Origin of the sequence: Diaphorobacter ruginosibacter, assembly GCF_014395975.1 — a bacterium.
Lineage (GTDB): Bacteria > Pseudomonadota > Gammaproteobacteria > Burkholderiales > Burkholderiaceae_C > Diaphorobacter_A > Diaphorobacter_A ruginosibacter.
Window position 1 is genome coordinate 3,772,926 of record NZ_CP060714.1, and the last position, 22,604, is coordinate 3,795,529.

Consider the following 22,604-nt stretch of genomic DNA (forward strand, 5'->3'; position numbering starts at 1 on the left):
GCTTCAACGTGTGTTCTCCTTGTGATGTGGTTCTGCAGGCGGCGTGTAACCGAGGCGTCCGGCGTTCGCCATCATCCAGTCGACGATGCCGCCCGGGCGATTCAGGTCCAGCACTTCGAGCGTGCAATCCCGAGGCAGGCGGGACGCATCGTCGGTGGCAATGGCAAGAATAGCGGGATCTTCGGGATAGCGAAGCGAACGCGGTTTCTCGCCCGCGGACGGCTCGCGCCAGATCTCGATCTTGGGCAGGTCGCTGCGCTTGAAGCCCTCGACGATGGCCCAGTCCACCGATGCATCGAGCTCTGCCAGCATCTCATGCACCGACAGGTCTTCGCGCGGCTGCTCGAACTCGCGCATCAGCGCGAGGCGACGGCCCGACACGACGAGCATCTCGAAAGCACCCGCCTTGCGATGCCGCCAGCTGTCCTTGCCGGGCACATCGATGTCGAAATCGTGATGCGCATGCTTGACCACCGACACACGCTGGCCGCGCTCGCACAGCATGCGGATCACCTGTTCCAGCACCGTGGTCTTGCCCGCGCCGGAATATCCCGCGAAACCGATCGCTTTCATAGTTCCCTCCGTTCCCGCTTCTTCCGCTTCTTCCTGTGACGTCCCTGAAACGCCAACCGGCGCGTGCCGATGGGCAGGCGCCGGTTGGCATTGTGATCCTGCTTCAGCGCGCAGCGTCAGCGGCAGTTCTGCTCGATGAAGTCCTTGACCTTCTGCACATCGGCAGCCATCACCACCACGCGCTTGGGCAGCGCCTCGATGCCATCGAACTTGGCCGGGCGATCGGGCTCGCGTCCCAGCGCCTCCTCGATGGTGGCGGCGAACTTGATCGGCAAAGCGGTCTCGAGGACGATCATCGGCGTGCCCGCCTGCAGATGCTCGCGCGCCACCTTCACGCCGTCGGCGGTGTGGGTGTCGATCATGTCGCCAAAGCGCTCGTAGGTGTCCTTGATCGTGGCGAGGCGATCGGCGTGGGTGCTCTTGCCGCTCACAAAGCCGTACTTCGCTGCCGCCTGCTTGAATACGGGATCGGCGCTCAGGTCGAAGAGGCCCTGCTGGCCCACGCCCTCGGCAAACAGCTGTTTCGTGCGCGCACCGTCGCGGCCCACCAGATCGAACACGAAGCGCTCGAAGTTACTGGCCTTGGAAATGTCCATGGACGGGCTCGAGGTCTCATAGGTATTGGCGGCGCCCCGCACCTTGTACACACCGGTGCGGAAGAACTCGTCGAGCACGTCGTTCTCGTTGGTGGCCACCACCAGCGAGGCGATCGGCAGGCCCATCTGGCGCGCGACGTGGCCTGCGCAGATGTTGCCGAAATTGCCGCTCGGCACCGCAAAGCTCACCTTCTGCCCGTTCGACGAAGTGGCCTGGATATAACCCGCGAAATAGTAGACGACCTGCGCCAGCAGGCGCGCCCAGTTGATCGAGTTGACCGTACCGATCTTGTAGCGTGCCTTGAACGCATGGTCGTTCGACACCGCCTTGACGATGTCCTGACAGTCATCGAACACACCCTCGATGGCGATGTTGTGGATGTTCTCGTCCTGCAGGCTGAACATCTGCGCCTGCTGGAACGGGCTCATGCGGCCATCGGGGCTGGTCATGAAGACGCGCACGCCCTTCTTGCCGCGCATGGCGTATTCGGCCGCGCTGCCGGTGTCGCCGCTGGTGGCACCCAGGATGTTGAGCTCTTCGCCACGACGCGCGAGCTCGTACTCGAACAGGTTGCCGAGCAGCTGCATCGCCATGTCCTTGAACGCAAGCGTCGGGCCATTGGAAAGCGCCTCGACCAGCAGGCCGTCCTCGAGTTGGCGCACAGGCACGATCGCATCGGTGCCGAACACCTCACGGGTATAGGTCTTCGCGCACAGCGCCTTGAGATCGGCCGCGGGGATGTCGTCGATGTACAGCGACAGGATCTCGAATGCCAGCGCGGCATAGCCCTGCGTGCGGTACACCTCGCGCAAGGTGGTCAGCTTTGCATCATCGATCTGCGGATACTGAACCGGCAGATACAGGCCGCCATCGGGCGCCAGGCCCTCCAGCAGGATGTCGCAAAAACGTTTTTGATCGGCGTGACCGCGAGTGGAGATGTACAGCATGGAAGGGCTTGAAGCTAGCAGCAAACAGCGAAGGACAGCGGGCGTGGCGGAACCCGGGTTCCGGAATCCGATATCCAGAACAGGCACGCCATTCGGCGCAGCCTGCCATGGAACCCCCGATTATCGGTCACTCGCCGCCGCGGCACGCCGACCGCTCGAAAAACGCCTCGTATCGAGGGCTGTACTACGGCGCATGCACCCCCATGCGGACAAGCTCCTGCACGGCGTAGTGCGCGCGCCAGGCCCCCATCATGTCCTGCGCAACCTGCTGTGCGCGCTTGCCATCGAAGCCTATCAGGTTGACGGTGAGCTCATGGCTGCGCTTGTTGAAACTTGCGCGCAGCTTGCTCACCTTCAGATCCGGCGGGGTCACCTGCCGATCGAGCGACAGCTTGATGATGAACATGTGGCTGGTCTCGGTGAAGTCGAAATCATCGATAGCTTCCCACGCCAGCAACTCGGGACTGTCGAACAGGCGCAGGCCTTTCTGCTCAATCACCAGCGCAGGATGCATCTTGCGTTTTCTCAAGTACACCAGCCAGACAATGCCGCCCAGGCCCAGCGCGCACAGCCCCAGACCGATCCAGCGGGTATCGGCCTTCGGGTTGCCTGTGAACTGAACCGCGATACCGATCGCGAACAGCACCAGCGTGAAGAACAGCACCATCACGAACATCTTGGTGGTGCGGTCGAAGATCGCCTTCGGCTCCCTGGCATCCTGAACCATGCCGGACAGTTCCTCGATCTTCTCCGCCCGTGCGCTGGCGGCAGCTCCGCTCAGCTCCTGCTGCAGCGCCGAAGTCACATCGGGTGCCGCAGCGTGGGGCGATACCGGGCCCGCCTCTTCAGACGCTGCCTCCAGTCCCAGCTCCTGCAGCAAGGTGCCGGGCCGCGGGTCCATCGCACGGGCGATCAAGGCCGGCGTGGCCGACTGGCCGAGGGCCTCGAGGCGCACGGCCAACTCGGGGTGCGAATCGGTGGGATGGGATTGCCGGTTCTGCAGATGCTCGCTCGGGTCGACCATGCCGTGGGCCTGCACCAGCCGGCGCACATGCGCGAGCACGCCGCCCTCCACCGCGCGCCCCTGGTCCCAGTTCTCATGCAGCGCAAGCGATACATGTGGCTCCAGCGCCGTGATGCGCAGCAGCGAGGAAGCCACCGCGATCGGATGCGTGACCTTGGCGCCCACCGCATCGGCCGCAAGCTCGCGCTGGCGGCTCCAATAGCTCACGGCCTCGTGAAAGCTGTCGAGGAACATCTCGCCGAACAGCGTGGCGGGCCTGCGCAGCACGTCGAGCCAGGACTCCTCATGGTCCGCACCTCCCGCCACCGCCACGATATGGTTCACCGTGGCACTGTAGATCGGCGAGAAATGCTGGCTGTACAAGGTGTCCTCGCCGATGAAGTGGCCGAGTTCGTGGCCGATCACCGCTGCCACCTCCGCCGCGCTCATGAAGGCCATGTAGGGCAGCGGCAGATACAGCACGCGACCCTTGGGCAACAGATCGCCATTGCGGAGCTTGACGGGATGCTCGGTCACGAAGAAGCCTTCGTTCAGGCCGACGACGATGGCATCCGGCGTGCCCGCGCCCGTGTGGCTCACCACGCGGTCCACGAAGGCCCAGAGTTCAGGCACCTGCGCGCGCGTGACGGACTGCCCCATCACCTCGATCGGCTCGTTGACCAGCGGCGTGCGCGACGCCTTCCACACATCCCACAGCACCTTCACGCCCGAATACAGCAGGAACAGCGCGACACCGGAGAGCAGCAGCATGATCTTCATGTCGCCCTTGCTGTAGTTGCTGTGCCGCAGAATGGGCATGATCTCGTAGACCAGCATCGGGATCGCTCCGCCGAACAGCAGCACCACCATGATCACCATGTAGGGCGGCAACAGCTTGCGCCCCTTCTGGAACGTCGCCAGCAGGATGGCTCGCGACTCCATCGCTTTTCGGCCCAGTCGCTTCTGGTAGACCACGCCGAGCGCCGACCATGCCAGCGCAAGCACGCTGAAGACCATGGTGCAAAGGGCCAGCCAGGGCTGGAGATGACGGCTCGTCGAGTGGAGTCCGCCCGCCTGCAGGTCGGCCAGCTCCTTCTGGTACTCCGAGCGCACCCTTGCAGCCAGGACCTTCTTCCCGTTGTCATTGACCGTCACGGTCACGCCGAAGCCCTTCCGGGCGATCAGTGCGTCCAGTTCGGCGATCACCGACTGGTATTCCTTGATCTGCTCCTGGGCATCGACCGGCGCATCGGCGCGGCTCCATTGCCACATGCCCACCAGAAGAATGACGAGCGGTATGCCAAACAGAATCAGCCACCGCGAAACCCTCCCACCCCATTTCCTTGGTTCCTGTCCCATGCGCGCCTTTCGGTCGTTGTCGTGTTTCTACGCCACACCAGCGCAGCATCCGGCCCTAGGCCCTTTCCGCTGCGGCAGTGTTCTTTGGAGCACGAAGAATATGGGCTATCGAAGGCAATGGCGATTCAAGCCACCCGCTCATTCCGAAAAATTGAAACAAAAAGAAAGCAAAGAAAAACCGCTGGCGACCTGCGGGCCGCCAGCGGTTTGGGTTTCGGTTCCGGCTTCGGGGGGACCGGAGAGCGCTCAGTTGCTCAGCTCTTCCTTGCGGATGCGGTTGATCGGCGCCAACACCGTCGGCAGGCCCTGGATTTCCGCCAGCGCGCGATCCATGTCGCCTTCGCGCGTGTCATGGGTGAGGATGATCAGGTCGGTCTGCGTGGAACCTTCGCCGCCCACTTCGTCGGCTTCGCGCTGCAGGACGGCATCGATGCTGATGCCTGCGTTGGCCAGCAGGCCGGTGATCTTGGCCAGCACGCCCGCTTCGTCGGACACGCGGATGCGCAGGTAGTAGCTGGTGACCACGTCGGCCATCGGCAGCACCGGCAGGTCGCCTCCGGCAGCAACCAGCGAGCTCGACTGGAATGCCAGGGGAGGCACGCGGTGTTCGGGATCGGCTTCGTGCAGGCGCGCGATGTCGACCAGATCCGCGATCACGGCAGAAGCCGTCGGCTCCGAGCCTGCGCCCTTGCCGTAATACAGCGTGGCACCTACGGCATCGCCGTTCACCACGACGGCATTCATGGCGCCTTCCACGTTGGCGATCAGGCGCTTGGCGGGCACCAGCGACGGATGCACACGCAACTCGATGCCCTTGGCCGTGCGCTTGGTGATGCCCAGCAGCTTGATGCGGTAGCCCAGTTGCTCCGCATACTTGATGTCGGCCGCCGCCAGCTTGGTGATGCCTTCCACATAGGCCTTGTCGAACTGCACCGGAATGCCGAACGCAATGGAACTCATCAGCGTGACCTTGTGGGCAGCGTCCACGCCTTCGATGTCGAACGTGGGATCGGCCTCGGCGTAGCCCAGGCGCTGCGCCTCCTTGAGGACCACGTCGAAGTCGAGCCCCTTGTCGCGCATCTCGGAGAGAATGAAGTTGGTCGTGCCGTTGATGATGCCGGCCACCCACTGGATCCGGTTGGCCGTCAGGCCCTCGCGCAGCGCCTTGATGATCGGGATGCCGCCTGCCACCGCCGCCTCGTACGACACCATCACGCCCTTCTCGGCCGCGGCCTTGAAGATTTCCGTACCGTGCACGGCAAGCAGCGCCTTGTTGGCCGTGACCACGTGCTTGCCGGCCGCGATGGCCTCAAGCACCAGTGCCTTGGCGATGCCATAGCCGCCGATCAGCTCGACCACCACGTCAATGTCCGGATTGCCGATGACTTCGCGCGCATCGGCCACCACCTTGGCCTTGTCACCGACGACGGACCTGGCGCGTTCCGTGTCCAGGTCAGCCACCATGGAAATCTCGATGCCGCGACCCGCACGGCGGCGGATCTCGTCTTGATTGCGCTGCAGCACGCTGAACGTGCCGCCACCCACAGTGCCAATGCCCAAAAGGCCTACCTGGATCGGTTTCATATACGAAGTTTCAGTCAGTCGAAGGAACCGCGCGCGCTCGCCAGGGGTTGCGGGCGCGTGCGGCGGATGGAAATAGGCGGAGTCAGGCGGCCGAATCAGGCGGCCTGCTCCCTGCCGGCCTTTGCGGCCTTGGCCGGAACGGCTGCGGCAGTGCTCACGCTGCGCGGCTTGTCGGTGCCATGGCGCTGGCGGTACTTCTGCAGGAAGGCGGCGAGACGGCCGACGGCCGCGCGCAGGTCGGCCTCGTGCGGCAGGAACACGATGCGGAAGTGATCCGGGTTGGGCCAGTTGAAGCCCGTGCCCTGCACCAGCATGACCTTCGTTTCCTGAAGCACCTCAAGGAAGAACTCCTGGTCGTCGGTGATCGGGTAGACCTCCGGGTCGAGGCGCGGGAACATATAGAGAGCACCCTGCGGCTTCACGCACGACACGCCGGGAATGGCGTTGATCAGTTCCCAGGCCAGGTCACGCTGCTTGCGCAGACGTCCGCCCTCGCAGATCAGGTCATTGATGCTCTGGTAGCCGCCCAGCGCCGTCTGCACCGCCCATTGGCCCGGCACGTTGGCGCACAGGCGCATGTTGGAGAGCATGTTCAGGCCCTCGATGTAGTCCTTGGCAGCCTTCTTGTCGCCCGACACCACCATCCAGCCGGCACGGTAGCCGCAGCTGCGGTAGGCCTTGGAGAGCGAATTGAAGGTCAGCGTGAGCACGTCGGTCGACAGGCTGGCCAACGGCGTGTGCTTGGCGTCGTCGTAGAGCACCTTGTCGTACACCTCGTCGGCAAAGATCACGAGGCCGTGCTCACGCGCGATCTCGACGATCTCCATCAGCAGTTCCTTGCTGTAGAGCGCGCCCGTGGGATTGTTCGGGTTGATGACCACGATACCCTTGGTGTTGGGCGTGATCTTCTTGCGGATGTCATCCAGATTGGGCATCCAGCCGTTCTGCTCGTCGCAGAAATAGTGCACGGGGGTGCCGCCGGAGAGGCTGGTCACCGCGGTCCACAGGGGATAGTCGGGCGCCGGCAGCAGCAACTCGTCGCCATTGTCCAGCAGCGCGTTGGTGGCAAGGCTGATCAGTTCGGAAGCGCCGTTGCCCAGGTAGATGTCGTCCAGCGTCACGCCTGCGATGCCCTGCTTCTGGGTCTCGTGCATGACAGCCTTGCGGGCCGCGAAGATGCCCTTGCTGTCGGAGTAGCCTGCGGAGGTCGGCAGGTTGCGGATCATGTCCTGCTGGATTTCTTCCGGCGCGTCGAAGCCGAACACGGCCAGGTTGCCGATGTTGAGCTTGATGATCTTCTGGCCGTCTTCCTCCATCTTCTTCGCCGCGTCCATGATCGGCCCGCGGATGTCATAGCAGACGTTGGCTAACTTGGCAGATTTTTGGACGGGTTTCATGGCGACTCGATGGCTGTGAATGCGGACGGGATGCGGAATGATCCCGGTGAAACCTATAATTTAAGCACAGTTCCCCTTGTGCTGCGCCTCCCGAAGCCTTTATTTGGCAGCGGCGCGGGACCCCTTCAGACAGTGAGCGCCCCCATGAAGCTGCATGCCGACCGCTTTGACGTCCAGACCATCAGCGGCTACGGCCCGGGCTGGATTTCCATCGACACCGAAAAATTCACCCACAGTCTCATCGTGGGTTCGCGCGGCGAGCGCATCGAATGGCACTGCAGGCGCTACGAAGACCTGACGCCCGAGCACTTCGCCCAATTGGCAGACCTCAATGCCGAAGTGGTGATTTTCGGGAGCGGCGAAAAGAACCGCTTCCCGCCGCCAGCCTGGCTTGCGCCACTGATGAAACGGCAGATCGGCCTCGAATCCATGAGCACCCAGGCGGCCTGCAGAACGTACAACATCCTCGCTGGAGAAGGCCGGAATGTGGTCGCAGCCCTTCTGCTGGAAGAGTCCAATACATAACACCTATTGAGAATAAAACTCAATAGCTGGTAAAAATAGGGGATTCGGGGTAAAATTGCAGGTTGCCGTCGGGAGACTTTCAATAAGAGCAATAAACCCCAATGCTCCCGACTTTTCAACGACTACATCCAGAGAGATTGAGTGCCATGGCGATCGTTGTCAACAAACCCCTTCCTGAATTTGAAGCCAACGCGACTGGCGGAATCAAGGTATCCAACGCTTCGCATCTGGGCCAGATTCTGATCCTGTATTTTTACCCCAAGGACAATACGCCCGGTTGTACCACGGAAGCAATGCAATTCCGCGATAAGTACAAAGATTTTGTCAAGGCGGGTGCCGCAGTGTTCGGGGTCTCCCGCGACAACATGAAGTCCCACGACGACTTCAAGGAAAAGCTGGAACTGCCTTTTGAGCTGATCGCAGATACCGAAGAGAAGATGTGCCACATGTTCGGCGTGGTCAAGAACAAGATCATGTACGGCAAGAAGGTCAAGGGCATCGAGCGCTCGACCTTCCTGATCGGCCCCGACGGCCTGCTGCTCCAGGAGTGGCGCGGCCTGAAGGTCCCCGGCCACGTGGACGAAGTGCTCAAGGCCGTCAAGGCCATCAAGGTGCAGGACAAGAAAGCCGCTTGAAACCGGCGCTTGTTTCAAAGCATCACATGGAGTGTGCATAATGGGTCAATGCCATTGATTTTTGCAACGCGCACTCCAGATTCGAAAGCCGCTTGGGTTTCCTAGGCGGCTTTTTGCTTTTCTGAAGTTCCCCTGAGTTCCTAGCTAGCGAGGCCTTTTGCACCATGCCCCTGCCACCAGCCCCGACCAAGCGCGCCGCGCTGCTCTCTCCAGAAGCCTTTCGCCAGAACGCCTCCGCCGATCGCGTACCTTCCGATATTGAACAGGACACGCTGGTGAGCTCGACGCCCGCGTCCCCTGCCCGCGCCTCATCCACAGGCACCCGCAAGAGCGCCGCCACCAAGCGCACAGCCACCGCTACCGCCAAGGCTCCTGAAGCCAGCACGGCGAAACCCGTCAGGTCGTCCAGGACGGCCAAGGCTGCGCCTCCGGCCGCAACGCCCATCGTCACCCCGACACCTGCTGTTGCTACAGCCCCCACTCCATCGCGCGCAGCCCCCACAACTGCCACAGGGCAGACCACGCCTGCGCCCAAGGCCAAGCCGCGCGCGGCGCGCGGCACGGGCCCCAAGAAGATGTTCGTGCTGGACACCAACGTGCTGCTGCACGATCCAACCAGCCTGTTCCGCTTCGAGGAGCACGACATCTTCCTGCCGATGATCGTGCTCGAGGAGCTCGACGGCCACAAGAAGGGCATGACGGAAGTGGCGCGCAATGGCCGCCAGGTCAGCCGCACGCTTGACGCGCTGGCAGCCGCCGACGGCGAGGACATCGCGCTGGGGCTGCAGCTCGACGCAACGGGCCAGAAGGCCGCCAGCGGCAAGCTGTACTTCCAGACGTCGCCGCTGAACTACACGCTGCCCGCCAGCCTGCCCCAGGGCAAGGCCGACAACCAGATCCTGGGCGTGGTCGAGGCGCTGCGCCAGCAGTTCGCGCCGCGCGAGGTCGTGTTGGTGTCCAAGGACATCAACATGCGCGTGAAGGCGCGTGCACTGGGCCTCGACGCCGAGGACTACCAGAACGACAAGACGCTCGAAGACGGTGACCTGCTGTACTCGGGCGTGTTTGCGCTGCCGACGGATTTCTGGGCCAAGGCCGGCAAGAATGTCGAGAGCTGGCAGAGCGGCGCCCACACCTACTACCGCGTGACGAGCCCGCTCGTGGCGCAGATGATGATCAACCAGTTCGTGTTCTTCGAGGCCCCGGGCGAGCCAAGCCTGTACGCACGCGTGACCGAAATCCGCGACAAGACGGCCGTGCTGGAGACGCTCAAGGACTACGGCTCCCAGAAGAACGCCGTCTGGGGTGTCAATACACGCAACCGCGAACAGAACTTCGCGATGAACCTGCTGATGGACCCGGAGGTCGACTTCGTCACCCTCACGGGCACGGCGGGCACCGGCAAGACGCTGATGGCGCTGGCCGCCGGGCTCACGCAGGTGCTCGACGAGCGCCGCTACACCGAGATCATCATGACCCGCGCCACGGTGAGCGTGGGCGAGGACATCGGCTTCCTGCCCGGAACGGAAGAGGAAAAGATGGGCCCCTGGATGGGTGCGCTCGACGACAACCTCGAGTTCCTTGCCAAGGGCGACGGCGGCAATCCCGGCGAGTGGGGCCGCGCCGCGACCAACGAGCTGATCCGCAGCCGTATCAAGATCAAGAGCATGAACTTCATGCGCGGCCGCACCTTCCTCAACAAGTACGTGATCATCGACGAGGCGCAGAACCTCACGCCCAAGCAGATGAAGACGCTGATCACCCGCGCAGGCCCCGGCACCAAGATCATCTGCATGGGCAACCTCGCGCAGATCGATACACCCTACCTCACGGAAGGCTCCTCGGGCCTCACCTACGCGGTGGACAAGTTCAAGGGCTGGCCGCACAGCGGCCATATCACGCTGGCACGCGGCGAACGCTCGCGCCTCGCGGACTTTGCCAGCGAGGTGCTCTGACCGATGGCCACTCACTGGATCACGGCCCTCAAGCTGGTGCCCTGGGACAAGGTGATCGATGCAACGCCTCAGATCATCAAGACGGCCAAGGGCATGCTTCGCAAGAAAGAGGCCCAGCAGCAGCATGACCAGCATCAAGCCACCGAGGCAGCGCGAGGTGCGCTCGCGGATGGCGCAGGTCCGGCCCTCTCCACCGGCGAACTGGCGCTGCAGCAGGTTCGGCAACTGCAGGAGCGCCTTGAACGGCAGGAGCAGTCACAGCGCCAGTCGCTCGAGCTCATCGAGAAACTGGCCGAACAGAACGCCCAACTCGTCGCCACGGTCGGCGCCCTCCGGGTGGGCGCACAGCGCCTGGTCTGGGCATGCATCGCACTCGGCGCGGTATCGCTGGGCCTGGTGATCTATCTGGTGGCCACTGCATCGCACGGTTGATCCTCGTTTCGTTCGCCTAACAGGCAAGGCAGCGCCGATCGCAAGGTCCGCGCTGTTTTTTCATTGCCGGGTCGGCCTGAGATGAAAAGCACTCCCTTGGGGCGATTTTTTTGCCAAGGTCTTTTTGAGGACAGAAGGCGAACCAGTTCCCACCATCGCAGACCACACAGTCAGAATCCCTTTTTACCTGCCTTCACAACTTCGCTTGAGCTTATCTGGCTGGCATTGCTCCTTGAAGGCCGCGGACCATTCGGAACAGGGAAACGTGGGAACATCTATATAACAGGGCCGCCGCCAACTTGAGGGGCACGTTCCCCTCACTCGCACCGGTCCGGCAACTCTGGACATGGGAGGCGGTGCCACCCGGGAAAGGGCGGCCAGCATTGCAAAATACAATCGCCAAACCAAGGGAAAACCCTTTACTCAAGCGGAATCATACGGACCACATTTCAGGCTCCGAAAAATGATTCCACACGCCCATCGAGCGTGCATCGTTTTGAATACGCAATAAATCACCATGCAAGTGAAGGAAAGTGCATGCAATTTCAGTGGAACGACCCTACATCGATCATGTTCGCCATCTACCTGGTGGCGATGCTGGGCATCGGGTGGCTGGGCTATCTGGGCACCAAGAATCTCTCCGACTACATCCTCGGCGGCCGCAGCCTCGGCAGCTTCGTGACCGCGCTTTCGGCCGGTGCATCGGACATGAGCGGCTGGCTTCTCATGGGCCTGCCCGGCGCAATCTATCTCTCGGGACTCTCCGAGTCCTGGATCGCCATCGGCCTGGTTATCGGCGCCTATCTCAACTGGCGCTGGGTCGCCGCCCGCCTGCGCCTCTATACCGAGCGGGCCGGCAATGCCCTGACCTTGCCCGACTACCTCGCCAACCGCTTCGATGACAAGAGCAATGTGCTGCGCATCGTCACCGCGCTGGTGATCCTGGTGTTCTTCACGCTGTACTGCGCCTCGGGCGTTGTCGCAGGCGCACGTCTGTTCGAGAACATGTTCGGCATGCCCTACGCCACCGCACTGTGGGTGGGTGCACTGTGCACGATCGCCTATGTGTTCATTGGAGGCTTCCTGGCCGTGAGCTGGACCGACACGATCCAGGCCTCGCTCATGATCACCGCGCTCATCCTCGCGCCCGTGATCGCCTGGCTTGCGGTTCAAGGGCAGCTTGCCCCCGGCCAGAGCTGGAGCACGCTGGTGGCGCCCGAGAAGTTCGACATGCTGCGCAACGCGAGCTTCGTCGGCGTGATCTCGCTGCTGGGATGGGGACTCGGCTACTTCGGCCAGCCACACATTCTGGTGCGTTTCATGGCCGCCTCGTCCGTCGAAACCATCCCCACGGCACGCCGCATCAGCATGACCTGGATGATCCTGTGCCTCGCGGGCGCCGTGGCCGTGGGCTTCATCGGCATCCCCTACTTCGCGGCCCATCCCGCGGGTGCCGCCAGCGTGAATGCCAACTCCGAGACGGTGTTCATGGAAATCGCCAAGCAGCTGTTCAATCCCTGGATCGCTGGGGCCCTGCTCGCAGCCATCCTCGCTGCCGTGATGAGCACGCTGTCCTGCCAGCTCCTCGTGTGCTCCAGCGCGCTGACCGAAGACATCTACCGCACCTTCCTGCGCAAGAACGCCAGCCAACGCGAGCTGGTCTGGATCGGCCGCGCCATGGTGCTCGCCGTGGCGCTGATCGCCATTGCCATCGCCAGCAACCCCGAATCCAAGGTGCTTGGCATGGTGAGCTACGCCTGGGCCGGGTTCGGTGCAGCCTTCGGCCCCGTGATCATTCTGTCGCTCGTCTGGGGGCGGATGACCCGCAGCGGCGCTCTGGCCGGCATCATCGTCGGTGCGGTGACCGTGCTGGTATGGAAGCAGATGGGCTGGCTTGGCCTCTACGAGATCATCCCGGGTTTCATCCTGGCATGGATCGCCGTGGTGGTCGTGAGCAGGATGAGCCCCCCGCCATCCCGGGACATGCAGGATGCGCACGAGGCCGTGGAGCGCGAGTTCAAGCAGATCGGAGCCCGGTAAGCCCGCGGCCGGTGCAGGGATCGACGTCCCTCGCCGGTCCACCCTCTCCCTCCAGCAGGAGAGTGGAATTCAACCTGCCATCATGGGATGAGCCTCAATACTCATCCCCTCCCCCGTACCCCATCGCCAGATTCTCGAAGCGGGTCTGGTTCTTCTGGAAGAACAGCTTCACCGTCCCGGTGGGACCGTTACGCTGCTTGCCGATGATGACCTCGGCGATGTTCGGCTCCTTCGAGTCCTTGTTGTAGTAGTCGTCGCGGTAGATGAACATGATGATGTCCGCATCCTGCTCGATGGCACCCGACTCCCGCAGGTCGGACATCATCGGCCGCTTGTCGGTACGCTGCTCCACCGAACGGTTGAGCTGCGAGAGTGCGATCACGGGACACTGCAGCTCCTTGGCCAGCATCTTGAGCCCCCGGGAAATCTCGCCCAGTTCGGTCGCGCGATTGTCCGCCGCCGCGCTGCCCGAGCCGCTCATCAGCTGCAGGTAGTCGACCACGATCAGGCCGAGCTTGCCGCATTGGCGCGCCAGGCGCCGCGCATTCGCCCGCAGCTCGATCGGCGTGAGGCCGGGCGTCTCGTCGATGTGCAGCGACACGGTGCGCAGCCGCTCGATCGCCTCGGTGAGGCGCGGCCACTCCTCGTCATTGAGCTTGCCGGTGCGCAGATTGCCCTGGTTCACGCGGCCGATCGAGCCCACGATACGCACCGCGAGCTGGGCGGCCCCCATTTCCATCGAGAAGATGGCAACCGGCAGGCCCTCGTTGAGCGCCACGTGCTCTGCGATGTTCACGGCAAACGAGGTCTTGCCCATGGAGGGGCGCGCTGCCAGCACCACCAGGTCACCCGCCTGCAGGCCGCTGGTCATGCGGTCGAGATCGGCAAAACCGGTGGGAACGCCGGTCACGTCCATCGGGTTGTCGGCCATCTCCTGCACTTGGTCGAGCAGGTTGATCACCAGGGCATCCAGCGACTGGAAGCCCTGCTTCATCTTCGAGCCCTCTTCGCCGATGGCGAAGATCTTCTGCTCGGCCTCCTCCAGGATGCTCTTGACCGCCTTGCCCATGGGGTTGAAGGCGTTGGTCGAGATTTCGTCGCTGGCCGTCACCAGCTTGCGCAGGATCGAACGCTCGCGAACGATCTCCGCGTACCGGCGGATATTGCTCGCGCTGGGGACATACTGCGCCAGCGTGTTGAGGTACAGCAGCCCGCCGATCTCATCCGACTTGCCAAGCCCCTGCAGGTGCTCGAACACCGTGATCACGTCGGCCGGCTTGCTGCCATTGATCAGCGAAGCGATCGCCGAGTAGATCAGCCGATGCTCGTTGCGGTAGAAGTCTCCTTCGACCAGCAGATCCCCCACCCGGTCCCAGGCCATGTTGTCCAGCAACAGGCCGCCCAGCACGCTCGACTCAGCCTCCACCGAATGCGGCGGAATGCGCAGCTTCGCCACCTCGCGATCCACGGAGGACGAAGAATCGTTGGCAGGGAAATCAGGCAGCACGGCGGACATGGGATGAATACACTTTTCGAAATCGAACGGGCGATGCTAGTCGGTCACCCCAAGGCTGTAAAGCGACCAGCCAGGTGCGCCGAAGGCCCGAATGAGCGCAGCGATGCCTCGGGGCAAGGGTGAAAACGAGCACCCCAGCAGAAGAAGAAAAAGAAAAAAGCCGCCCCAAGGGGCGGCCTTTCCAATCATTTCAAAAGAAATGAATTAAGCGTGTTCGCCGTACACGGACACGAGCACGTCGACGACCACGTCGGTGTGCAGTGCAACGTTCACGGTGTTGTCGCCAACCATCTTGATGGGACCGTTGGGCATACGCACTTGCGACTTCACCACTTCGAAGCCCATACGGCCCAGCTCTTCAGCGATGTCGTGGTTGGTCACGGAGCCAAACAGACGGCCGTCAACGCCGGACTTCTGTGTCAGCTTCACGTTCTGACCAGCCAGCTTTTCGCCAGCGGCTTGAGCGGTAGCCAGCTTTTCAGCAGCAACCTTTTCCAGTTCAGCGCGCTTGGCTTCGAATTCAGCCTTGTTCGCTTCCGTGGCGCGACGAGCCTGGCCCGAAGGGATCAGGAAGTTGCGTGCGTAGCCGTCCTTGACCTTGACGATATCGCCGAGGTTACCCAGGTTCACAACCTTTTCGAGCAGAATGATTTGCATGTTCGTGCTCCTTAGATCTTGTGCTGGTCGGTGTAGGGCAACATGGCCAGGAAGCGTGCGCGCTTGATGGCTGTGTTGAGCTGACGCTGATAGATGGCACGGGTGCCGGTCAGACGTGCAGGGATGATCTTGCCGTTTTCAGCGATGAAGTCACGCAGGGTGTCGACATCCTTGTAGTCGATTTCTTCGACGCCGGCGACGGTGAAGCGGCAGAAGCGCTTGCGCTTGAACAGCAGCGACTGGGTGTTGCGCTTTGGACGCTTGTCCTTGTTGAATTTCTTGAACGTGGCCATTTGTGAGCCTCTTGAAAATTAATCCTGTTGAATATCCTGGATGTGAAAAACCACACCTTTGCCATTGCGCGGCGAGGCGAGAAAGCCCTGGAACATCCAGCTGCTTCCCAGCGCCTGGCGCGCGAGCCGCTCTGCAAGCGTCCCGAACGCCACCGCCTTGATGGCCACCTTGACCTGTCGCTGGATTCCGGCCTCCTGTTGCTGCGACTCATGCTCGAGCCGCAGATCCAGGGCGGGCAATCCGGCGGGCGTGTAACGCAAGGACTGAACCTCTGCGATGCAGGCCGTCAGGGCGATCTGGTTTGTCACTCCTCCTGGCTGTCGGATGAACGTGGTGTCTGATTAACGCTCGTTGGCAGCAGCGGCTTCAGCCTGGCTGGCCTTGCGTGCTTCTTCGCGTTCCACGGTCTTCATCATCGAGGAAGCACCGGTTTCGGCCTTCTTCTTCTGGACGGTCAGGTGACGCAGAACGGCGTCGTTGAACTTGAACGCGTGTTCCAGTTCAGCCATCACAGCCTGGTCGGCTTCGATGTTCAGGCACAGGTAGTGAGCCTTGGCCAGCTTGTTGATCAGGTATGCCAGTTGACGGCGGCCCCAATCTTCCACGCGATGAACCTGGCCACCGCCTTGGGTGATCATGCTCTTGTAGCGCTCGAGCATGGCTGGAACCTGCTCGCTTTGATCCGGGTGGATCAACAGGATGATTTCGTAGTGACGCATGCAAACTCCTTTTGGATTGCTGGATTGCAACCACCCGCGGCGTCGATTGTTGCGGTGTGGCAAGGGAAACCCGGCATTATATTACCGAATTGCGATATCGTCCAGCCCCATCCATAGGATCGGCCGGCGGCCCGCCCTGAAGACGGCATCAATCGCCCCTATTGAAATCACGAATTGCGCCCCCAATTGAGGCGCATTGTCATTCATTTCACGATAAAACGACATGTCCGATCAAAAATACAATCCATTCACAGCACCTGCCGACGCGCCCATGTCTCCCGAGGAGATCGATGCGGCCCAGAATGCGCAGACTGCCGATGAAATGAACAGCCTGAAGGCAGAGCTCGAGGAGCTCAAGGCCAAGAATGCCGAGCTGGCCGACCAGTACCTGCGCGCCAAGGCCGATGCCGAGAACATGCGCCGCCGTGCGGATGAGGAAGTCTCCAAGGCCCGCAAGTTCGGGATCGAGAGCTTTGCCGAGAGCCTGCTTCCCGTGGCCGACAGCCTCGATGCGGCACTCTCCATCGAAAATGCGACCAACGAGCAACTGCGCGAGGGCTCCGACGCCACGCGCCGCCAGCTGGCATCGGCACTGGAGCGCAACAAGGTGGTGACCATTGCCCCCGCCGCTGGCGCAAAATTCGATCCCCACCAGCACCAGGCCATCAGCATGGTGCCCGCCGAACAGGAAGCGAACACCGTTGTGAGCGTCCTCCAGAAGGGCTACCTGATTGCAGATCGCGTGCTCCGCCCGGCGCTGGTCACAGTGGCGGCGCCCAAGTAAGCGCCCGCAAACAACACGACAACCAGACAATTTTTTTGCACCAGAGACTTGAAGGCCGCCAAGTTATCCACAAGTAACTGGTCATCCAAACCTAACACACCAACTTTTCAGAACACGGAGAAACAACATGGGAAGAATCATCGGCATTGACCTCGGCACAACGAACAGCTGCGTTGCCATCATGGAAGGCAACACCACGCGCGTGATCGAGAACAGCGAAGGCGCCCGCACGACGCCTTCCATCGTCGCCTATCAGGAAGACGGCGAGATTCTGGTGGGCGCATCGGCCAAGCGTCAGGCCGTGACCAACCCCAAGAACACCATCTTCGCCGCCAAGCGCCTGATTGGCCGCAAGTTCGACGAGAAGGAAGTGCAGAAGGACATCGACCTGATGCCCTTCAAGATCATCAAGGCCGACAACGGCGACGCCTGGGTGCAGGTGCGCGACCAGAAGCTGGCTCCTCCGCAGATCAGCGCCGAAGTGCTGCGCAAGATGAAGAAGACCGCGGAAGACTTCCTCGGCGAGCCCGTCACCGAGGCCGTGATCACCGTGCCTGCGTACTTCAACGACGCACAGCGCCAGGCGACCAAGGACGCAGGCCGCATTGCGGGCCTCGAAGTCAAGCGCATCATCAACGAGCCTACCGCAGCCGCACTGGCCTTCGGTCTCGACAAGCAGGACAAGCACGACCGCAAGATCGCCGTGTATGACCTCGGCGGCGGCACGTTCGACGTGTCGATCATCGAGATCGCCGACGTCGATGGCGAGAAGCAGTTCGAAGTGCTGTCCACCAACGGCGATACGTTCCTCGGCGGTGAAGACTTCGACCAGCGCATCATCAACTACATCATCGACGAGTTCAAGAAGGAACAAGGCGTCGATCTGTCCAAGGATGTGCTGGCCCTGCAACGCCTGAAGGAAGCCGCCGAAAAGGCCAAGATCGAGCTGTCGAACTCCGCCCAGACCGACATCAATCTGCCGTACATCACCGCTGACGCGTCGGGCCCGAAGCACCTGAACATCAAGCTGACCCGCGCCAAGCTGGAAGCCCTGGTGGACGACCTGATCGAGCGCACCATCGCTCCCTGCCGCACCGCGATCAAGGATGCCGGCATCAGCGTGTCCGACATCAACGACGTGATCCTGGTGGGCGGCATGTCCCGCATGCCCAAGGTCCAGGAAAAGGTCAAGGAATTCTTCGGCAAGGATCCGCGCAAGGATGTGAACCCTGATGAAGCCGTGGCCGTTGGCGCCGCGATCCAGGGCCAGGTTCTGTCGGGCGACCGCAAGGACGTGCTGCTGCTGGACGTGACCCCCCTGTCCCTGGGCATTGAAACCCTGGGCGGCGTGATGACCAAGATGATCGCCAAGAACACCACGATCCCGACGAAGTTCGCGCAGACCTTCTCGACCGCCGAGGACAACCAGCCGGCCGTGACCATCAAGGTGTTCCAGGGCGAGCGCGAGATCGCCAGCGCCAACAAGCTGCTGGGTGAGTTCAACCTGGAAGGCATTCCGCCGGCTACGCGCGGCACGCCGCAGATCGAGGTGAGCTTCGACATCGACGCCAACGGCATCCTGCACGTGGGCGCCAAGGACAAGGGCACCGGCAAGGAAAACAAGATCACCATCAAGGCGAACTCCGGCCTGTCCGAGGACGAGATCCAGAAGATGGTGAAGGACGCCGAACTGAATGCCGCGGACGACAAGAAGAAGCTGGAACTGGTGCAGGCACGCAATCAGGGTGAGGCCGCCGTGCACACCGTGACCAAGAGCCTGTCCGAGCACGGCGACAAGCTGGATGCGGGCGAGAAGTCCAAGATCGAAGCCGCTGTCAAGGAACTGGAAGAAGCCCTCAAGGGCGAAGACAAGGCAGCCATCGATGCCAAGACCACGGCACTGATGGAAGCCAGCCAGAAGCTCGGCGAGAAGATGTATGCCGACCAGGCAGCCGCTGCCGGCGGTGCCGAAGCGGCAGCACAGGGCGCCGCTTCCGGCAAGGCCGATGCCGACGACAACGTCGTCGATGCAGAAGTCAAGGAAGTCAAGAAGGACTGACAGCGCGGGTGCGCCGGGGGTCGAGTCGGAGACTCCCTGCCAGTCCAGTCGCCGCGCTCGGCTCCCGTCGTGGAGCCAGCGCGGCGTTTGTGTTCCAACCGGCTGTATTGACCTAATGTCCTGAAATGTCCAAACGAGATTTTTACGAAGTCCTGGGCGTTCCCAAGAACGCTTCAGAGGACGAAATCAAGAAGGCGTATCGCAAGCTGGCGATGAAGTACCACCCTGACCGCAACCAGGGTGACGCCGCCAAGGGCGCAGAGGAGAAATTCAAGGAGGTCAAGGAGGCCTACGAGATTCTCTGCGACGCCCAGAAACGTGCCGCCTACGACCAGTACGGCCATGCGGGGGTCGACCCCAGCATGCGCGGCGGCATGGGCGGAGCCGAAGGCTTCGGCGGCTTTGCCGAGGCATTCGGCGACATCTTCGGCGACATGTTCGGCGGTGCTGCGGGAGGCCGCGGCCGTGGAGGCCGCCAGGTCTATCGAGGCAACGACCTGTCGTACGCAATGGAAGTCACGCTCGAGGAGGCGGCCAACGGCAAGGACGCGCAGATCCGCATCCCCTCATGGGATGAATGCGACACCTGCCACGGCTCGGGCGCCAAGCCCGGCACCAGCCCCAAGACCTGCGGCACCTGCCAGGGCTCCGGCGTGGTGCAGATGCGCCAGGGCTTCTTTGCCGTGCAGCAGAGCTGCCCGCATTGCCGCGGCACGGGCAAGATCATTCCCGAGCCCTGCACGGCCTGCCACGGCCAGGGCAAGATCAAGTCGCAGAAGACGCTGGAGGTGAAGATTCCCGCCGGCATCGACGACGGCATGCGCATCCGCTCCACCGGAAACGGCGAGCCAGGCACCAATGGCGGCCCTCCAGGCGACCTCTACATCGAGATCCGCGTGAAGAAGCATGAGATCTTCGAGCGCGACGGAGACGACCTGCACTGCGAAGTGCCGATCAGCTTCGTGACCGCCGCACTGGGTGGCGAGATCGAGGTGCCCACGCTGTCCGGCAAGGCCGCGATCGACCTCCCCGAGGGCACCCAGGCCGGCAAGCAGTTCCGCCTGCGCGGCAAGGGCATCAAGGGCGTGCGTGGCAGCTACCCGGGCGACCTGTATTGCCACATCGTCGTGGAAACGCCGGTGAAGCTGACCGAGTACCAGCGCAAGCTGCTCAAGGACTTCGACGAGTCCCTCAAGAAGGGGGGCAGCAAGCATTCCCCTTCCACGGAAACATGGACTGACAAGATCAAGAATCTGTTCAGTTAAATCCATTGGATCCGGCCTCCTCGGGAGCCGAGAATGGCTGAGACCTGTTGACACGGGTCTCAGCCTTTTTTTCTTGCCGGCCCTGTCCGACAGCCGAGGCGGCGCACATGCCGTAAGGTGCGCCCAGCCCCGTCGCCGGATGCCCGGCCCATCACCAGAACCGAAGAACATGCAACAACACACCCCTCTGCGCGAATTCACACTGCGTGGCGTGATTCTGGGTGCCCTGATCACCCTGGCCTTCACGGCTGCCAACGTCTACCTGGGCCTGAAGGTCGGCCTGACATTCGCATCGGCGATTCCCGCAGCGGTCATCTCCATGGCATTGCTCTACAAGTTCCAGGACTCCAACATCCTCGAGAACAACCTGGTCCAGACGCAGGCATCGGCCGCCGGCACCTTGTCGAGCGTGATCTTCGTGATCCCGGGCCTCGTGATGACAGGGCTGTGGAGCGGCTTCCCGTTCTGGCAGACCGCCCTGATCTGCGCGGCCGGCGGCACGCTCGGCGTGCTCTACACGATTCCGCTGCGCCGCGTGATGGTGGTGCAGTCCGAACTGCCCTACCCCGAGGGCGTTGCCGCAGCCGAGGTGCTGCGGGTCGGTGAAGCCCAGCGCCACAGGGAGGACGCATCCGCCCAGCGGCCTGGAGGCATGCGCGAGCTGGGCTGGGGCACCGGCATGGCGGCGCTGTTCGGGCTGCTGAGCGGCGGCTTTCGCGTGCTGGGCGATGCCGTGACGTACTGGATTCCCGCAGGCCCGGCCGTTCTGCGCCTGTCCACCGGCTTCTCCCCGGCCCTGCTCGCTGCCGGCTACCTGATGGGTCTTGCGGCTGGCGTGGCCGTGCTGGTGGGCGTGGTGCTGTGCTGGTTCGTGATCGTGCCATGGCTCACCGCATCCACCACTCCGGCGGATGGACAGACGCTGGTCGCACTGGCCACCCAGATGTGGTCGCAGAAGGCCAAGTTCGTCGGTGCCGGCGTGATTGCCATCTCCGCACTCTGGGCACTGGTGACACTGGCAGGCCCCATCGTCGCCGCGATGCGCGCCCAGCCGTCACGCAACAGGACCTCCCCATCCACCGGTACGACAGCACGTGACGAAACCGATCTCGACATGCCGCGCAGCTGGATGCTGACCATCGGCATGGCGGCATTGGCCGTCCTGTTCTTCGTGGTGAACCACTTCATCGGCACCTACATGCCTGCGCTGGCCGCCGGCGAGCGCTACGGCCTGTCGGCGCTGTGCGTCGTTTTCGCGGCCATCTTCGGCTTCCTCGTGGCCGCGGCCTGCGGCTACATGGCCGGCCTGGTCGGTTCCTCGGCCAGCCCGATCTCGGGCATCGGCATCATCGCCACGGTGCTGATGGGCGTCTCCATCCTCGGCCTGAGCTGGCTGACACCGTCGTTCCACACCACGCTCGCAGGCCATCTCGGCGTCGTCCTCGTGCTGTTCATGGTGTCCGTGATCCTCGCGATGGCCGCCATCTCCAATGACAACCTGCAGGACCTGAAGACGGGCTACCTGGTGGGTGCCACGCCCTGGCGCCAGCAGATCGTGCTGATCATCGGCTGCGTGGTGGGTGCCGCCGTGATTCCCCCGGTGCTCGACCTGCTCTACAACGCCTACGGCTTCGCGGGAGCGCTGCCGCGTGCCGACATGGACCCCAAGCTCGCGCTCGAGGCACCACAGGCCAACCTGATGACCCAGATCGCGAACGGCATCTTCAGCGGCTCGCTCGACTGGTCGATGCTGGGCCTGGGCGTTGCGATCGGACTCGTCGTGATCGCCATCGACTGGACATTGCGCAAGAAGACCGCGCGCGGGGCCCTGCCGCCGCTCGCCGTCGGCCTGGGCATCTACCTGCCCCCCACGATCGGCGTGACCCTGACCCTCGGCGCCGTGCTCGGCCTCCTGATCCAGCGCGCCCTCAAGCGCTGGGGAGAACGCAAGGGCAAGGACTGGACAGCCGCCGCCGAAGAGCGTGGCCTGCTGCTCGCGTCGGGCCTGATCGTCGGCGAGAGCCTGATGGGCCTGCTGATCGCCGCCATCATCGGTTTCAGCGGCCAGAACGCGCCGCTCGCACTGGTGGACGACGGCTTCGCCGCGGCACCATGGCTGGGGCTGGCCTACTTCATCATGCTGGCCGCCGTCCTCTACCGCCGCGTCCTGAAGCAGTGATGCCGGTGCGCCCCGTTGCCCATGGAGGCAACGGGGCGACATGTGAAGCCTTCAGCGAAGCCTCCAGCCATCGCCGAATCAGCG

19 protein-coding genes are annotated in these 22,604 nt (G+C 62.8%); 9 read left to right on the forward strand and 10 right to left on the reverse strand.

Annotated features, from left to right (window positions below; all coding sequences use genetic code 11):
* Positions 1-3 precede the first annotated feature (3 nt).
* The 5 genes from mobB to H9K76_RS17185 all read right to left on the reverse strand — a co-directional run bounded on the left by mobB (position 4) and on the right by H9K76_RS17185 (position 7,460).
* Positions 4-573: a molybdopterin-guanine dinucleotide biosynthesis protein B gene (mobB, locus tag H9K76_RS17165; protein WP_187596538.1), complete on the reverse strand. Its 570-nt coding sequence runs from the start codon at positions 571-573 to the stop codon at positions 4-6.
* Positions 574-689: 116 nt separating this feature from the next.
* The gene (gene thrC, locus H9K76_RS17170) at positions 690-2,117 is read right to left on the reverse strand and encodes a threonine synthase (RefSeq protein WP_187596539.1); all 1,428 of its coding nucleotides are present in this window, start codon (positions 2,115-2,117) and stop codon (positions 690-692) included.
* A 184-nt stretch (positions 2,118-2,301) separates the two neighbouring features.
* Positions 2,302-4,392, reverse strand: a complete 2,091-nt coding sequence (locus H9K76_RS17175) for a M48 family metallopeptidase (RefSeq protein WP_187596540.1) — start codon at positions 4,390-4,392, stop codon at positions 2,302-2,304.
* A gap of 333 nt (positions 4,393-4,725) precedes the next feature.
* On the reverse strand, positions 4,726-6,063 hold the full coding sequence (locus H9K76_RS17180; RefSeq protein WP_187596541.1) for a homoserine dehydrogenase: 1,338 nt from the start codon (positions 6,061-6,063) through the stop codon (positions 4,726-4,728).
* Positions 6,064-6,158: 95 nt separating this feature from the next.
* Positions 6,159-7,460: a pyridoxal phosphate-dependent aminotransferase gene (locus tag H9K76_RS17185; protein ID WP_187596542.1), complete on the reverse strand. Its 1,302-nt coding sequence runs from the start codon at positions 7,458-7,460 to the stop codon at positions 6,159-6,161.
* A gap of 144 nt (positions 7,461-7,604) precedes the next feature.
* Here H9K76_RS17185 and H9K76_RS17190 point away from each other — a divergent pair, with 144 nt between their 5' ends.
* The 5 genes from H9K76_RS17190 (at position 7,605) to putP (ending at position 13,047) form a co-directional block, all read left to right on the forward strand.
* Positions 7,605-7,985 (forward strand): Mth938-like domain-containing protein, encoded by a 381-nt coding sequence (locus tag H9K76_RS17190; RefSeq protein WP_187600700.1) that lies wholly within the window; start codon positions 7,605-7,607, stop codon positions 7,983-7,985.
* Between the two features lie 146 nt (positions 7,986-8,131).
* Positions 8,132-8,620 (forward strand): peroxiredoxin, encoded by a 489-nt coding sequence (locus tag H9K76_RS17195; RefSeq protein WP_187596543.1) that lies wholly within the window; start codon positions 8,132-8,134, stop codon positions 8,618-8,620.
* A 164-nt stretch (positions 8,621-8,784) separates the two neighbouring features.
* Positions 8,785-10,575, forward strand: a complete 1,791-nt coding sequence (locus H9K76_RS17200) for a PhoH family protein (RefSeq protein ID WP_187596544.1) — start codon at positions 8,785-8,787, stop codon at positions 10,573-10,575.
* A 3-nt stretch (positions 10,576-10,578) separates the two neighbouring features.
* A complete protein-coding gene (locus tag H9K76_RS17205) occupies positions 10,579-11,007 on the forward strand; it encodes a hypothetical protein (RefSeq protein ID WP_187596545.1) in 429 nt (142 codons plus the stop codon).
* A 537-nt stretch (positions 11,008-11,544) separates the two neighbouring features.
* Complete coding sequence (gene putP, locus H9K76_RS17210) at positions 11,545-13,047, forward strand: sodium/proline symporter PutP (protein ID WP_187596546.1); 1,503 nt, start codon at positions 11,545-11,547, stop codon at positions 13,045-13,047.
* Positions 13,048-13,141: 94 nt separating this feature from the next.
* Here the strand turns inward: putP and dnaB are convergent, their stop codons facing one another.
* The 5 genes from dnaB to rpsF all read right to left on the reverse strand — a co-directional run bounded on the left by dnaB (position 13,142) and on the right by rpsF (position 16,233).
* Positions 13,142-14,563, reverse strand: coding sequence for a replicative DNA helicase (dnaB, locus tag H9K76_RS17215; protein WP_187596547.1), 1,422 nt, complete (start codon positions 14,561-14,563; stop codon positions 13,142-13,144).
* Between the two features lie 204 nt (positions 14,564-14,767).
* Complete coding sequence (gene rplI, locus H9K76_RS17220) at positions 14,768-15,220, reverse strand: 50S ribosomal protein L9 (RefSeq protein ID WP_187596548.1); 453 nt, start codon at positions 15,218-15,220, stop codon at positions 14,768-14,770.
* 11 nt (positions 15,221-15,231) lie between these two features.
* Complete coding sequence (rpsR, locus tag H9K76_RS17225) at positions 15,232-15,513, reverse strand: 30S ribosomal protein S18 (RefSeq protein WP_166069388.1); 282 nt, start codon at positions 15,511-15,513, stop codon at positions 15,232-15,234.
* An 18-nt stretch (positions 15,514-15,531) separates the two neighbouring features.
* Complete coding sequence (gene priB, locus H9K76_RS17230) at positions 15,532-15,822, reverse strand: primosomal replication protein N (protein WP_187596549.1); 291 nt, start codon at positions 15,820-15,822, stop codon at positions 15,532-15,534.
* 33 nt (positions 15,823-15,855) lie between these two features.
* Positions 15,856-16,233, reverse strand: coding sequence for a 30S ribosomal protein S6 (rpsF, locus tag H9K76_RS17235; RefSeq protein WP_187596550.1), 378 nt, complete (start codon positions 16,231-16,233; stop codon positions 15,856-15,858).
* A 223-nt stretch (positions 16,234-16,456) separates the two neighbouring features.
* Here rpsF and grpE point away from each other — a divergent pair, with 223 nt between their 5' ends.
* The 4 genes from grpE to H9K76_RS17255 all read left to right on the forward strand — a co-directional run bounded on the left by grpE (position 16,457) and on the right by H9K76_RS17255 (position 22,520).
* Positions 16,457-17,017 carry a nucleotide exchange factor GrpE gene (gene grpE / locus H9K76_RS17240; protein ID WP_187596551.1) on the forward strand — a complete coding sequence of 187 codons (561 nt, stop codon included), beginning with the start codon at positions 16,457-16,459 and terminating at the stop codon, positions 17,015-17,017.
* A gap of 127 nt (positions 17,018-17,144) precedes the next feature.
* Complete coding sequence (dnaK, locus tag H9K76_RS17245) at positions 17,145-19,076, forward strand: molecular chaperone DnaK (RefSeq protein WP_187596552.1); 1,932 nt, start codon at positions 17,145-17,147, stop codon at positions 19,074-19,076.
* Positions 19,077-19,201: 125 nt separating this feature from the next.
* Positions 19,202-20,341, forward strand: coding sequence for a molecular chaperone DnaJ (gene dnaJ / locus H9K76_RS17250; RefSeq protein WP_187596553.1), 1,140 nt, complete (start codon positions 19,202-19,204; stop codon positions 20,339-20,341).
* A gap of 169 nt (positions 20,342-20,510) precedes the next feature.
* A complete protein-coding gene (locus tag H9K76_RS17255; RefSeq protein WP_187596554.1) occupies positions 20,511-22,520 on the forward strand; it encodes an OPT family oligopeptide transporter in 2,010 nt (669 codons plus the stop codon).
* Positions 22,521-22,604 lie beyond the last annotated feature (84 nt).

Coding starts and splice junctions, on each gene's coding strand:
- rpsR (WP_166069388.1), bottom strand. CDS start 15,513: ATGGCCACGTTCAAGAAATTCAACAAGGACAAGCGTCCAAAGCGCAAC.
- mobB (WP_187596538.1), bottom strand. CDS start 573: ATGAAAGCGATCGGTTTCGCGGGATATTCCGGCGCGGGCAAGACCACG.
- dnaB (WP_187596547.1), bottom strand. CDS start 14,563: ATGTCCGCCGTGCTGCCTGATTTCCCTGCCAACGATTCTTCGTCCTCC.
- H9K76_RS17200 (WP_187596544.1), top strand. CDS start 8,785: ATGCCCCTGCCACCAGCCCCGACCAAGCGCGCCGCGCTGCTCTCTCCA.
- dnaJ (WP_187596553.1), top strand. CDS start 19,202: ATGTCCAAACGAGATTTTTACGAAGTCCTGGGCGTTCCCAAGAACGCT.
- H9K76_RS17195 (WP_187596543.1), top strand. CDS start 8,132: ATGGCGATCGTTGTCAACAAACCCCTTCCTGAATTTGAAGCCAACGCG.
- rplI (WP_187596548.1), bottom strand. CDS start 15,220: ATGCAAATCATTCTGCTCGAAAAGGTTGTGAACCTGGGTAACCTCGGC.
- H9K76_RS17180 (WP_187596541.1), bottom strand. CDS start 6,063: ATGAAACCGATCCAGGTAGGCCTTTTGGGCATTGGCACTGTGGGTGGC.
- H9K76_RS17185 (WP_187596542.1), bottom strand. CDS start 7,460: ATGAAACCCGTCCAAAAATCTGCCAAGTTAGCCAACGTCTGCTATGAC.
- H9K76_RS17205 (WP_187596545.1), top strand. CDS start 10,579: ATGGCCACTCACTGGATCACGGCCCTCAAGCTGGTGCCCTGGGACAAG.
- H9K76_RS17190 (WP_187600700.1), top strand. CDS start 7,605: ATGAAGCTGCATGCCGACCGCTTTGACGTCCAGACCATCAGCGGCTAC.
- grpE (WP_187596551.1), top strand. CDS start 16,457: ATGTCCGATCAAAAATACAATCCATTCACAGCACCTGCCGACGCGCCC.
- H9K76_RS17175 (WP_187596540.1), bottom strand. CDS start 4,392: ATGTGGCAATGGAGCCGCGCCGATGCGCCGGTCGATGCCCAGGAGCAG.
- dnaK (WP_187596552.1), top strand. CDS start 17,145: ATGGGAAGAATCATCGGCATTGACCTCGGCACAACGAACAGCTGCGTT.
- thrC (WP_187596539.1), bottom strand. CDS start 2,117: ATGCTGTACATCTCCACTCGCGGTCACGCCGATCAAAAACGTTTTTGC.
- putP (WP_187596546.1), top strand. CDS start 11,545: ATGCAATTTCAGTGGAACGACCCTACATCGATCATGTTCGCCATCTAC.
- H9K76_RS17255 (WP_187596554.1), top strand. CDS start 20,511: ATGCAACAACACACCCCTCTGCGCGAATTCACACTGCGTGGCGTGATT.
- rpsF (WP_187596550.1), bottom strand. CDS start 16,233: ATGCGTCACTACGAAATCATCCTGTTGATCCACCCGGATCAAAGCGAG.